General features: G+C 73.5%; 10 protein-coding genes. 6 read left to right on the top strand and 4 right to left on the bottom strand.

What is annotated here, in order from left to right:
• The first annotated feature begins 4 nt into the window (after nucleotides 1-4).
• Nucleotides 5-967, top strand: coding sequence for an electron transfer flavoprotein subunit alpha/FixB family protein (locus tag AB0958_RS00590; RefSeq protein ID WP_366888072.1), 963 nt, complete (start codon nucleotides 5-7; stop codon nucleotides 965-967).
• Nucleotides 968-1053: 86 nt separating this feature from the next.
• Here AB0958_RS00590 and AB0958_RS00585 read toward each other — a convergent pair whose 3' ends face one another.
• Entirely contained in the window at nucleotides 1054-1998 is a 945-nt protein-coding gene (locus tag AB0958_RS00585; RefSeq protein WP_366888071.1) for an endonuclease/exonuclease/phosphatase family protein, read from the bottom strand.
• Nucleotides 1999-2193: 195 nt separating this feature from the next.
• On the opposite strand from AB0958_RS00585, the gene AB0958_RS00580 reads away from it, so the two are divergent.
• Both AB0958_RS00580 and AB0958_RS00575 read left to right on the top strand, forming a co-directional pair.
• A complete protein-coding gene (locus tag AB0958_RS00580) occupies nucleotides 2194-3498 on the top strand; it encodes an aldolase/citrate lyase family protein (protein ID WP_366888070.1) in 1305 nt (434 codons plus the stop codon).
• Between the two features lie 162 nt (nucleotides 3499-3660).
• The gene (locus AB0958_RS00575) at nucleotides 3661-5982 is read left to right on the top strand and encodes a protein kinase (RefSeq protein ID WP_366888069.1); all 2322 of its coding nucleotides are present in this window, start codon (nucleotides 3661-3663) and stop codon (nucleotides 5980-5982) included.
• Here the strand turns inward: AB0958_RS00575 and AB0958_RS00570 are convergent.
• Both AB0958_RS00570 and AB0958_RS00565 read right to left on the bottom strand, forming a co-directional pair.
• Nucleotides 5928-6725, bottom strand: a complete 798-nt coding sequence (locus AB0958_RS00570) for a hypothetical protein (protein ID WP_366888068.1) — start codon at nucleotides 6723-6725, stop codon at nucleotides 5928-5930. The genes AB0958_RS00575 and AB0958_RS00570 overlap by 55 nt on opposite strands.
• A gap of 7 nt (nucleotides 6726-6732) precedes the next feature.
• Entirely contained in the window at nucleotides 6733-7782 is a 1050-nt protein-coding gene (locus AB0958_RS00565) for a LacI family DNA-binding transcriptional regulator (protein ID WP_366888067.1), read from the bottom strand.
• 248 nt (nucleotides 7783-8030) lie between these two features.
• On the opposite strand from AB0958_RS00565, the gene AB0958_RS00560 reads away from it, so the two are divergent.
• From AB0958_RS00560 to AB0958_RS00550, 3 genes are all read left to right on the top strand, one after another.
• Nucleotides 8031-8984, top strand: a complete 954-nt coding sequence (locus tag AB0958_RS00560) for an ROK family protein (protein WP_366888066.1) — start codon at nucleotides 8031-8033, stop codon at nucleotides 8982-8984.
• A gap of 236 nt (nucleotides 8985-9220) precedes the next feature.
• Nucleotides 9221-9412 carry a hypothetical protein gene (locus AB0958_RS00555; protein ID WP_132887456.1) on the top strand — a complete coding sequence of 64 codons (192 nt, stop codon included), beginning with the start codon at nucleotides 9221-9223 and terminating at the stop codon, nucleotides 9410-9412.
• A 145-nt stretch (nucleotides 9413-9557) separates the two neighbouring features.
• Nucleotides 9558-10598 carry an NUDIX domain-containing protein gene (locus tag AB0958_RS00550; RefSeq protein WP_366888065.1) on the top strand — a complete coding sequence of 347 codons (1041 nt, stop codon included), beginning with the start codon at nucleotides 9558-9560 and terminating at the stop codon, nucleotides 10596-10598.
• A gap of 321 nt (nucleotides 10599-10919) precedes the next feature.
• Here the strand turns inward: AB0958_RS00550 and AB0958_RS00545 are convergent, their stop codons facing one another.
• Entirely contained in the window at nucleotides 10920-12275 is a 1356-nt protein-coding gene (locus AB0958_RS00545; protein ID WP_366888064.1) for a dipeptidase, read from the bottom strand.
• Between the last annotated feature and the right edge of the window lie 83 nt (nucleotides 12276-12358).

Raw genomic sequence — 12358 nt, 5'->3', positions numbered from 1 at the left:
TCCCATGGCTGAAGTCCTCGTCTACGTCGATCACGTGGACGGTGCCGTCCGCAAGCCCACCCTGGAGCTGCTGACCCTGGCCCGCCGTGTCGGCGAGCCCGTCGCGGTCGCCCTCGGTGCGGGCGCCGCGGAGACCGCCGCCGCGCTCGCCGAGCACGGCGCGACCCGCGTCCTCACCCACGAGGCGTCCGAGTACGCCGACTACCTGGTCGTGCCGAAGGTGGACGCGCTGCAGGCCGCCGTCGCCGCCGTGTCCCCGGCCGCCGTCCTGGTCCCCTCCTCCGCGGAGGGCAAGGAGATCGCCGCGCGTCTGGCGCTGCGCCTCGGTTCGGGCATCATCACCGACGCCGTCGACCTGGAGGCCGGCGACGAGGGCCCGGTGGCCACCCAGTCGGTGTTCGCCGCCTCCTTCACGACCAAGTCCCGTGTCTCCAAGGGCACGCCGGTCATCACGGTCAAGCCCAACAGCGCCGCCGTGGAGGCCGCCCCGGCCGCCGGTGCGGTCGAGGCGCTCGAGGTGACCTTCTCGGACCAGGCGACCGGCACCAAGGTGACCGGCCGTACCCCGCGTGAGTCGACCGGGCGTCCGGAGCTGACGGAGGCCGCGATCGTGGTCTCCGGCGGCCGCGGTGTCAACGGCGCCGAGAACTTCGCGATCATCGAGGCCCTCGCGGACTCCCTCGGCGCGGCCGTCGGCGCCTCGCGTGCCGCCGTCGACGCCGGCTGGTACCCGCACACCAACCAGGTCGGCCAGACCGGCAAGTCCGTCTCCCCGCAGCTGTACATCGCCAACGGCATCTCCGGCGCCATCCAGCACCGCGCGGGCATGCAGACCTCCAAGACGATCGTGGCCGTCAACAAGGACGCCGAGGCCCCGATCTTCGAGCTGGTCGACTTCGGCGTGGTCGGTGACCTCTTCGACGTCGTCCCGCAGCTCACCGACGAGGTCAAGGCCCGCAAGGGCTGACCGCCGCCAGGCTGCCCGAGGCCCCCGTGACCGGCACCGGTCACGGGGGCCTCTTCGTGTGGCGCAGCCTCATCGGCCCGGGCTCGTCAGCGCAGGCTCAGCGAGACCTGTACGGGCAGGTGGTCGCTCGGGAACTGGCCGTGCATCGAGAAGGTGTCCATCGTCGCCCGGTGCGTGGTCACACCCGGCGAGGTCAGGATCCAGTCGATCCGGTCGCCGTCCGGCTTGAGCCGGTGGTAGCCGTGGAAGGTCGCGTACCGGGGGCCGCGGTGCTCCGCCGCGTCCCAGGTGTCGACGAGCCCGGAGTCCAGCAGGGTGTCGTAGGCCGGGTTCTTGTGGGCGTAGGCGTTGAAGTCGCCGGTCACCACGACCGGCAGCGTCGGGTCGAACTCGGCGATCCGCTTGGCCAGGAGCGTGGCGCTGCGCTCGCGCGCGTACTGGCTCCGCTGGTCGAAGTGGGTGTTGGCGACGTAGAACTCCCGTCCGTCGTCGGCGAGATCGCGGAAGCGGACCCAGGTGACGATGCGGGGGAAGGCGGCGCCCCAGGTGTTGGAGCGGATGACCTCCGGAGTGTCGGAGAGCCAGAAGGTGTAGTGCTCCACGGGAGCCAGCCGCCGCAGGTCGTAGTAGACGGCGGTGGACTCGTCCCGGCTGCCGCCCTCGCGGCCGGTGCCGATCCAGTCGTAGTGCGGCCCGAGGTCGGCGTCGATGTCGAGCAGCTGCTGGTAGAGCCCCTCCTGGGTGCCGATCACCTGGGGCCGCGCCCGGTGCAGCAGTTCGCGCATCACCGGCCGGCGGTCGGCCCAGCTGTTCGGCTCGGCGGTGTCGGCGTACCGCAGGTTGAAGGTCATGACGTCGAGGCGGGGGACCGGCCCGGCCGGTGCCGCGAGGGCGGCGGTCCGGCGGGCGCGCGGTGCCGCGGAGGAGGCGGACGAGGCGGAGACGGCGGCACTGGAGAGGGGCAGGGTGACCGCTGCGGCCAACAGGACCTGCAGTCCCAGCCGACGGGTGACTCGGCGCTGGTTCGGCACGACGGCTCCTTCAGGGGGCACAAGCCGGACGGGCGGGCGACGAGCAGTGTGATACCCAGGTGTGTGATGAGCGTGAACATGCCCAGATGGGGGCGTGTCGTCCCGTGGACATGGTGTTGACCGCCGCGAAGGCCCCCGGATAACTTCAATCAACGGATTGTTGATTCCGTACAGTGGAAAACAGGAGGGTGTGGGATGGGCCAGGGCCAGCAGGAGAAGGTGGCGACGAGCCTCGCGGGCGCCGTCAGCGAGGAGGTCGGCGCCTCCCTCGCGCCCGTCGACGCCGAACTGGAGCGCCGCTATCCGGGTGACCCCGGGACCCGCCAGCCCGTCCACACCGTGTACGTCCCCGCGGACGCCTTCGAGGCAGGCACCATCCGCTCGTGGGGTGACCGGGCGCTCGCCGCCCTCGACGAACACGCCCCGGACGCCGCCTCCTTCGCCCGCGTGCTCGGCCTCTCCGACGACCTCGCCGAACCCGTGTACTCCCGGGTCCGCGCCAAACTGGAACGCGAGCCGGTCGAGGACCTGCGCGTCGACTTCGAGGACGGTTACGGCCCCCGCCCCGACCCCGAGGAGGACGCGACGGCGGCCCGGGCGGCCCGGCTGACGGCGGAGGCCTGCCGGAACGGAACCGCGGCGCCGTACACGGGCATCCGCATGAAGTGCATGGAGGCCGCGGTGCGGGACCGGGGCATCCGCACCCTGGACATCTTCCTCACCGGCCTGATGCAGGCCGGCGGCCTGCCCGACGGGCTGGTGCTGACCCTGCCCAAGGTGACGTACCCCGAGCAGGTCACCGCCATGGTCCGGCTCCTGGAGGCGTTCGAGAAGGCGCACGGCCTGGCGCCCGGCCGGATCGGGTTCGAGATCCAGATCGAGACCAGCCAGGCCATCCTGGCCGCCGACGGCACCGCGACCGTCGCCCGGATGATCCAGGCCGCCGAGGGCCGCGCCACCGGACTGCACTACGGAACCTTCGACTACAGCGCCTGCCTCGGCGTCTCGGCCGCCTACCAGGCCGGCGACCATCCGGCCGCCGACCACGCCAAGGCGGTCATGCAGGTCGCCGCGGCGGGCACCGGGGTCCGCGTGTCCGACGGCTCCACCAACGTACTGCCGGTCGGGCCCACCGCCCACGTGCACGAAGCCTGGCGGCTGCACTACGGCCTCACCCGCCGCGCCCTGGCCCGCGCCTACTACCAGGGCTGGGACATGCACCCCGGTCACCTCCCCACCCGGTACGCTGCCGTCTTCGCCTTCTACCGCGAGGGCCTGGAGCAGGCCGCCGCCCGCCTCGCCCGGTACGCCAACCGCACCGGCGGCGACGTCATGGACGAGCCCGCCACCGCCAAGGCCCTCGGCGGCTATCTGCTGCGCGGCCTGGACTGCGGTGCCCTCGACATCCCCGAGGTGGCCCGCCTGACCGGTCTGACCCGCGCCGACCTGGAGAGCTTCGCGGCACCCCGGCGCGGCGACCTGACGGCTTCCGCCCACTAGCTTCCCCTCGTCGACCCCGGCCTGGTCCACACCCTCGTCGGGCGGCGTCGCGGCACGGTCAGGTAGCGGCCAAGTCACAGCATGTGCGGGCCACTTGAACCGTCCCTGTCACCGCCCCGTACTCTGGTGCGCCATTCACGGAGTGTCAGGAGCGGGGCTGTGGTGTCGGGTACGTACGGACAGGCTGACGGGACCGGGCGCCTGCTGGCCGGGCGGTACCGGGTCGTGGCCCGGCTCGGGCGCGGGGGCATGGGCGTGGTGTGGCGCGCCGTGGACGAGGTCCTCGGCCGCGAGGTCGCCGTCAAGGAACTGCGCGCCTACACGGACAGCGCGGGGCCCGAACTGGCCGACCTGCGGCTGCGGATGCAGCGTGAGGCACGGGCGGCCGCCCGGGTGCGCCATCCCGCGGTGATCGTGGTGCACGACATCACCCAGGTCGAGGGCCGGCCGCTCATCGTCATGGAACTGGTCGACGGACCCTCTCTGGACGACGTGCTGCGCGAGCGCGGCACCCTGGGCCCGCGCGAGGCCGCCCGCATCGGCGCCGAGGTCCTGGACGCCCTGGCCGCGGCCCACCGGGTCGGCGTCCTGCACCGGGACGTCAAACCGGGCAACATCCTCCTCGACCGCTCGGGCAGGGTCGTCCTCACCGACTTCGGCATCGCCACCATGGCCGACCCCGGTGACGGTTCCGCCACGCATCTGACCCGCGGCGGCGAACTCGTCGGCTCGCTCGACTACATGGCCCCCGAGCGGGCGAGGGGGGCCGAGCCCGGCACCGCCGCCGACGTGTGGGCGCTCGGCGCCGCCCTCTACGCGGCCGTCGAGGGAGCCTCGCCCTTCAGCCGTACGTCCACCTTCTCGACGCTCACCGCGATCGTCGACGAGCCCCTCCCGGAGCCCCACCGGGCCGGACCGCTCGCCCCCGTCCTGCGGCGCCTGATGGCGAAACGCCCCGAAGCCCGACCGGGAGCCGAGGAGGCCTGCGAGCTGCTGCGGGCGGTGGCGCGGGAACCGGACCAGGACACCCCGACGACGGCCCTGCGGGGGCACCCAGGGTCCCTCGGAACGCCGGTCGGCGCGCCGACCCGGCAGCCCGGAGCGGGGGTGCCCGCCGGGCAGGGAGTGGCCGGGGCCGAGATGGGCGGCATCGGAGTGACCGAGGGCCGGTCGGGCGAGGTCGGGGTGGCCGGGGGGCGGTCGGGTGTGGCTGAGCCGGTCGAGGCGGGGGTGCCCGCCGGGCGGGGGGTGGCCGAGGCGGAGGCGGTCGACGTCGGGGTGGCCGAGGGGCGGTCGGGTGTGGCTGAGCCGGTCGAGGCGGGGGTGCCCGCCGGGCGGGGGGTGGCCGGGGCCGAGGCGGTCGGCGGTGGGGTGGCCGAGGGGCGGTCGGGTGAGGTCGAGGCGGTCGACGTCGGGGTGGCCGAGGGGCCGTCGGGTGCAGCTGAGCCGGTCGAGGCGGGGGTGCCCGCCGGGCGGGGGGTGGCCGGGGCCGAGGCGGTCGGCGGTGGGGTGGCCGAGGGGCGGTCGGGTGAGGTCGAGGCGGTCGACGTCGGGGTGGCCGAGGGGCGGTCGGGTGAAGCCGAGGTGGCCGGCGGCGGGGCGGTCGAGGGGCGGCCGGGCGGTGTGGTGGCCGCCGGAGTGCCCGTCGGGGACGCCGAGACGGGCGGAGAGACGGCGGCACAGGGGCGGCCGGGCGACGTTCCCGCGGTGGACGGGCAGGCGGCTGAGCAGGAGGCCACGCGCGGCTTAGGGCGCGCACCGCGGCGCCCCGGGCCCGACGGCCGGTCGAGACCCGCCCCACCGCACCCGGGGCGCCGCGGGGACCGTCGGCCGGGCCGCCGGGCCGGCCGGCTCGCCACGATCGCCGTCGCCGTCGTCCTCGCCACCCTCGGTCTGACCATCGCCGTCCTGAACGACAAGGGGCACCCGGCGAAGCCGGACGCGGCCCCGCCCTTCTCGGCCCCGGCCGGCGCCTCGGCGAGCGTCCGCGGTGCCGGGACCGGGCACTCGGTCGAGCCGGACCCCCTGGGGCAGGGCGAGGAGACCACCACCGCCCCGACCGGCGGCACCCTCCACCCCAAGGACGGCAAGGCGTCGGTCCACCCGTCCGCCTCAGCCCCGTCGTCGAACGCCTCCGACCCCGGCCCCTCGGTGAGTTCGGCCACCACGCCCGCCACCTCCAGCCCCTCCGTCACGGTCACTCCGGCCTGCCAGGCCACCGGCACCGGCGGCTACACCTGCGAGGTCCGGAGCGCCGCCAAGTCCTACTCCACCTCGGGAGACGTGGTCGGCAAGGTCCACCCGGGCGCCCACGCGTTCTCCTGCCAGGCAGACCTCGGCCGCCGCGCGACACACGGCCGGTGGACCAACGTCTGGTGGGCCGAGACCGACGACGACAGCGGCAACACCGGCGTGTACATCAGCGACGTCTACATCGAGGGCGGCGACAACGACGAGCCGCTCCCCGGACTCCCCGTCTGCTGAACGTCCACGTACCGCTCCAGACCCGACCCGACCGTCCAGCTCCGCTCGGCGAACAGCCGGGTACCCCGTCGGCACAGCGCGGAGTCGGCCCGCGCCCGTGCGCAGAACTCCTCGGGCGTGCTCCCGAACAGCTCCCGCAACTCGGCCGAACCGGCGAGGAGTTCGGTGAGGAGGGGGCGCTGGCCGGGGTGACGCCGAGGAGCGCCGGTGCCGTCGTGAAGGACGCCGTGGCGGTTGACGTAGGCGTGCACGCCCGGGAGCGTGGTGCCGTCCGCGAGGCCGACGTGGACGGCCGGGGCGGGCAGCCAGGCCCGACGGAAGTTGCCGTCCGGCAGCGGCACGCCCTCGCTCGCGTCGATCACCTCCAGCTGCCGTCCGTCCAGCCACACGACGAACAACTCGCGTACCGCCGTGGCGGATCGGAACGGCGACGCCGAGACGTAGCCGAGGCGGCTGACGTGCGCGGAGACACCCACGGCGAGGCCCGTCACCCGGGCACGCACCATGGGGATCGGCCCGACGACCGCGGACTCGGCCATCTTGTGCTGGAGTTGGGCGGGGCAGGCGTTGGAGCCGACCGCGAGCACCGGCACCCGGCCGTCGTCGTGCACCAGTCGGTCCAGGGGCAACAGCCGGTCGCCGTCGAGGAGTCCGGAGTCCGCCGGCCAACTGCCCGGGTAGCTCAGCGGATGGTCACGAGGCGCCCTGTCGAGGCCGAGTTCCGCGAGCGTACGGCCCGTCATGCGCGGCTCAGTCCGCCGGGGGCAGCTCGCCCGAGCCGCGGGTGATCAACCGGGTCGGCAGCTCGATCCGCTCCGGCGCCATGAGCGTGCCGTCCAGCTGGCGGAAGAGCCGCTCGGCGGCGGTCCGGCCGAGCAAAGCCGAGTCCTGGGCCACGACCGTGATCCCGGGGTGCAGCAGATCGGCGAGCTCGATGTCGTCGAAGCCGATGAGGGCGACCGGGCGGGACAGTTCCGCCAGCACCCGGATCACGGTGACCGTCACCCGGTTGTTGCCCGCGAAGACCGCCGTGACCGGGGCGGGCCCGGACAGCATCTCCTCGGCGGCCCGGCGCACCCGCTCCGGATCCGTCACCCCGAGCGAGGTCCACGCCTCCTCGACGGGTATCCCGGCGTCCTCCATCGCGGCCCGGTAGCCGCGCAGCCGCTCGGCTGCGGTGTGGATCCGGGGCATGTCCCCGATGAACCCGATCCGCCGGTGGCCGTGCGCGATCAGATGGGCGACCCCGTCCCGGGCGCCGCCGTAGTTGTCGGACAGCACCACGTCGGCGTCGATCTTCCCGGCCGGACGGTCCACGAACACCGTCGCCACGCCCGCCCTGATCTCCGGCTCCAGATACCGGTGGTCGTCCCCGGCGGGGATCACCACCAGACCGTCCACCCGCCGCGCGCACAGCGCGAGGGCCAGCTCCTGCTCGCGCTCCGGGTCCTCGGCGCTGGAGCCGTTGATGAGCAAGGCCCCGTGCGCACGGGCCACTTCCTCCACCGCGCGGCTCAGCGGGCCGTAGAACGGGTCGGCGAGGTCCTCCAGGACGAGACCGACGCTCGCGGTCCGGCCCTTGCGCAGCACCCGCGCGCTGTCGTTGCGGCGGAAGCCGAGCGCGTCGATCGCCTCCTGGACCCGGCGCTCGGTGTCCGGGGTCACCCCGGGCTCGCCGTTGACCACCCGGGACACCGTCTTCAGGCCCACGCCGGCCCGCGCCGCCACGTCCTTCATCGTCGGCCGGGTCCCATAGCGGGAGCCGGGAAGACGGTCTGCGCGGCGGGAGGTCTCGGGCACGATACGGCGTCCTGTCCTGTCGTCCACGGGAGGCACGGGGCCCACGGGTCGGTGTCCTGGCTCAAGGTTTGTATCAGGGATACACAAGCTCATGCGTTTGTATGAGGATGTGGCGTCGAGCATAGAGCCTGGACAACGTTGTCAGATGCAAGGGAGACTGTCCACCGCAATCTCCGGCCTGCGCCCCCACCGCTTGACCGGCCTGTTCTTTACTCGGCTACTCATGGTTGACGGGGAGATCTGACCTGATGCACACCGACCTCGTGGCGGCCCTCGACATCGGCGGCACCAAGATCGCCGGCGCGCTGGTGGACGGCCACGGACGGATCCAGGCGCGGGCCCAGCGCGCGACGCCCGCCCAGCAGGACGGCGAGACGGTCATGGGGGCCGTCGAGGAGGTGGTCGGCGAACTCGCCGGTTCACCGCTGTGGGAGCGGGCCGGTGCGCTCGGGATCGGCAGCGCGGGCCCGGTGGACGCCTCCGCCGGTACCGTGAGCCCGGTCAACGTGCCGGGCTGGCGGGACTATCCGCTCGTCGAGCGGGTGCGCGCGGCCGCCGGGGGGCTGCCCGTCGAGCTGATCGGCGACGGTGTCGCCATCACGGCCGCCGAACACTGGCAGGGCGCGGCCCGCGGCCACGACAACGCGCTGTGCATGGTGGTGTCGACGGGTGTCGGCGGCGGTCTGGTGCTCGGCGGCAAGCTGCACCCGGGGCCCACCGGCAACGCCGGTCACATCGGCCACATCAGTGTCGATCTCGACGGCGACCCCTGCCCCTGCGGATCGCGTGGCTGCGTCGAACGGATCGCGAGCGGCCCGAACATCGCCCGCCGCGCGCTGGAGGACGGCTGGCGGCCCGGTCCCGACGGTGACACCTCGGCGGCGGCCGTGGCGGCCGCCGCCCGGGCAGGCGACCCGGTCGCCGTGGCGTCCTTCGAGCGGGCCGCGCAGGCGCTGGCGGCGGGGATCGCGGCCACCGCGACCCTGGTCGAGATCGACATCGCCGTCATCGGCGGGGGTGTGGGCAAGGCGGGGGACATCCTCCTCACGCCGTTGCGCAAGGCGCTCACCGACTACGCGACGCTCTCCTTCGTCCAGCGCCTGACCGTCGTGCCCGCCCAGATGGGCACGGACGCGGGTCTGGTGGGTGCCGCCGCCGCCGCGCTGGCCCGCAGGCCGGACGCGACCGCGGCCGGGGTCTGAGACGCTCGCGGCGCTCGGGACGGCGTCGAGCCCGGTCGGCCGGAGTTCAGGTCCAGCCGACCAGGCTTCGGTGACGCCTGATCATTGTGCGCGGTTGCGGTAGGACGTGGTCGACTCTGTTGGAAAGAGTTCGGTGGAGATCGACCGCCCTGGACGGGTGCCGTCTCCGGGGCTGCTCGTTGCTCCGCTCGCGGGGCCGCCCGTGACTCCTTTCGCCTCGCGCAGTTGAAACGGGCATGAAGAAGCGCAGCATGCTCGCCATCGCCAGCCTGGCCACCGGATTCGTCGTGGCTGCCATCACCCCGTCCCACTCGGCGGACAACGGATCGCTCGGCGACCTGAACGTCTCGGACACCCTGGAACACGTCGACCCCGGGGTGAGCCAGGACAGCTTCCACGTCGACCCGGACTTCCTGGGGCAGGAGTAGCCCGGCGCGGCAGGGGCGGTCAGGGGTGCCGGTGTTCCGCGGCGGAACACCGGCACTTCGTCATGCGCGCCCTCAACGGGAACTGGTTTCCGTGGCAGGGTGGAGCGGGCAAGCCACAGGGGGCCGAACAGAAGAGGGGGAGTCCGTGATCGTCTGGGTCAACGGCGCGTTCGGTGCGGGGAAGACCACCACCGCACGTGAACTGATCGAACTGATCCCGAACAGCACGCTCTTCGACCCCGAGGTCATCGGCGCGGCGCTGACACAGCTGCTGCCGGCCAAGCGCCTCGCCGAGGTCGGCGACTTCCAGGACCTGCCGATCTGGCGCCGGCTGGTGATCGACACGGCGGCCGCGATGCTCGCCGAGCTGGGCGGAAACCTGGTGGTTCCCATGACGTTGCTGCGCCAGGAGTACCGGGACGAGATCTTCGGCGGCCTCGCCGCCCGCCGGATACCTGTCCGCCATCTGTGCCTCGCACCGGCCGAAACGATCCTGCGCGAGCGAATAGCCGGGCGGGAGATCCCGCTCGACCTCCCCGACGGCGAGATGCGGGTCCGGCAGTGGTCGTACGACCGGATCGAGCCCTACCGCGCCGCCCTCGCCTCCTGGATCAGCGCCGACGCCCATCTCGTCGACAGCAGCGAACTCACCCCGTACGAGACGGCGGTGCGGATCGCGGCGGCCGTGGACCGGGGCGAGGCCGCGGTCTGCGACATCGTGCAGACGCCCGAACCCACCGCCGAGACCGTGGCCGCGGGCGTCCTGCTCTTCGACGAACACGACCGCGTCCTCCTCGTCGATCCCACCTACAAGGCCGGCTGGGAGTTCCCCGGCGGCGTCGTCGAGCCCGGCGAGGCTCCCGCGCAGGCGGGTGTCCGCGAGGTCCAGGAGGAGACCGGGATACGGCTGGAGGAGACGCCCGGGCTGCTGGTCATCGACTGGGAGCGGCCCACGCCGCCCCGCTACGGGGGACTGCGGCTGCTCTTCGACGGCGGCCGACTGGACTCGGCCGAGGCGGGCCGGCTGGTGCTGCCCGGGCCGGAGCTGCGCGACTGGCGTTTCGTCACCGAGCAGGAGGCCGCCGAGCTGCTGCCGCCGGTGCGCTACGAACGACTGCGCTGGGCGCTGCGGGCCCGTGAACGCGGCGCCGCGCTCTACCTCGAGGCCGGTGTCCCGGTCGGTTGACCCCACCGGGTCAGGCTCGCTGTGGGGTCCCGCAGCTCCTGGACACGTGCCCGTAGACCCGCGGCACCGTCCCCGTGCGCCACCGCCCCCTCGGCGTCCGCCAGTTCGTCCAGTTCGTCGGGAAGGGGGAGCGGGGCGGACGGCAGTACCCGCCAGTGATGCGGCAGCGGCAAGCCGGGGAAGTGGCCCGCCGGCACCCGGTTCGTCGTCCCCGTGCGCGCGGCCGGTTCTCCTCATGTGCCGAACCCGGTCCGCCGACGGCCCGACCCCGTAGCGGACCCCCGTCCGGAGACGAGGGTCCCCTGCCGGGGACGGAGCGGTTCAGCCCGCCGCGTAGTTGCGCAGGAACAGCGCCTCCGCCACCGACAGCCGCTCCAGTTCCTCGGGGGACACGCTCTCGTCGACCGCGTGGATCTGTGCCTCCGGCTCGCTCAGGCCGATCAGCAGGATCTCCGCCTGCGGGTAGAGGCTCGCGAGGGTGTTGCACAGCGGGATGGAACCGCCCTGACCGGCGTACTGCATGGTCTCGCCCGGGTAGGCGACCTTCATCGCGTCGGCCATCGCCTGGTAGGCCGGGCTCGCGGTGTCGGCACGGAACGGCTGGCCCTGGCCGACCGCCTCCGTCCGCACCCGCGCGCCCCACGGCGTGTGCGCCTCCAGATGGGCCTGGAGCAGCTTGCTCGCCTCCGCCGCGTCCACGCCCGGCGGCACCCGCAGGCTGACCAGGGCGCGGGCGCCGGCCTGCACCGACGGGGTGGCGCCGACGACCGGCGGGCAGTCGATGCCGAGCACCGTGACCGCCGGACGGGCCCAGATGCGGTCCGCGACCGACCCGTCACCGATCAGCCCGACGCCGTCCAGCACCTTCGCGTCCTTGCGGAACTGCTCCTCGTCGTACTCCAGACCCTCCCAGCCCGACTCCGGCGTGAGCCCGTCGACCGTCGTCGAACCGTCCTCCGCGCGCAGCGAGTCCAGCACGCGGATCAGCGCGGCCAGGGCGTCCGGGGCGGCGCCGCCGAACTGCCCGGAGTGCAGATTGCCCTGGAGTGTGTCGATCTGGACGCGGACCAGGGTCATGCCGCGCAGGGTCGTGGTCACGGTCGGCAGCCCGACGCGGAAGTTGCCCGTGTCACCGATGACGATCGTGTCCGCCGTGAGCAGTTCCGGGTGCTGCTCGGCGTACCGCTCCAGGCCGCCGGTGCCCATCTCCTCGGAACCCTCGGCGATCACCTTCACGTGGACCGGCACACCGCCGTTCGCCTTCAGCGCCCGCAGCGCCAGCAGGTGCATGATCAGGCCGCCCTTGCAGTCGGCGGCACCGCGCCCGTACCAGCGGCCGTTCCGCTCGGTCAGCTCGAAGGGCGGGGTCGTCCAGGCGGCCTCGTCCAGCGGCGGCTGCACGTCGTAGTGCGCGTACAGCAGGACCGTCTTGGCACCCTCCGGACCAGGCAGGTAGCCGTACACCGACTGGGTACCGTCCGGGGTGTCCAGTACGGCGACGTCCCGGAAGTCCTCGGCGCGCAGCGCGTCGGCCACCCAGTTCGCGGCCCCCTCGCTCTCGCTCTTCGGGAACTGGGCGAAGTCCGCCACCGACTTGAAGGCCACCAGCTCGGCGAGCTCCGCCTTGGCCCTGGGCAGCAGGGCGGCGACGGTCTCGGCGACCGGATTGGACGGCATGGGCACGCTCCTCGTGGGTGCGACGTTGAACTGGTGTGTCCACCGATCCTCCCACAGTGGCCTGCGGCGATCTCCGCCGTAGG

Origin of the sequence: Streptomyces sp. NPDC006655, from assembly GCF_040703965.1 — a bacterium.
GTDB lineage: Bacteria > Actinomycetota > Actinomycetes > Streptomycetales > Streptomycetaceae > Streptomyces.
The sequence above is the reverse complement of the archived record's forward strand: the minus strand, read 5'-3'. Positions and strand labels throughout refer to the sequence as shown.

Excerpts from the sequence above, each read along its gene's own strand:
- AB0958_RS00580 (WP_366888070.1), top strand. The coding sequence starts at position 2,194 with ATGGGCCAGGGCCAGCAGGAGAAGGTGGCGACGAGCCTCGCGGGCGCC.
- AB0958_RS00555 (WP_132887456.1), top strand. The coding sequence starts at position 9,221 with ATGAAGAAGCGCAGCATGCTCGCCATCGCCAGCCTGGCCACCGGATTC.
- AB0958_RS00570 (WP_366888068.1), bottom strand. The coding sequence starts at position 6,725 with ATGACGGGCCGTACGCTCGCGGAACTCGGCCTCGACAGGGCGCCTCGT.
- AB0958_RS00590 (WP_366888072.1), top strand. The coding sequence starts at position 5 with ATGGCTGAAGTCCTCGTCTACGTCGATCACGTGGACGGTGCCGTCCGC.
- AB0958_RS00560 (WP_366888066.1), top strand. The coding sequence starts at position 8,031 with ATGCACACCGACCTCGTGGCGGCCCTCGACATCGGCGGCACCAAGATC.
- AB0958_RS00545 (WP_366888064.1), bottom strand. The coding sequence starts at position 12,275 with ATGCCGTCCAATCCGGTCGCCGAGACCGTCGCCGCCCTGCTGCCCAGG.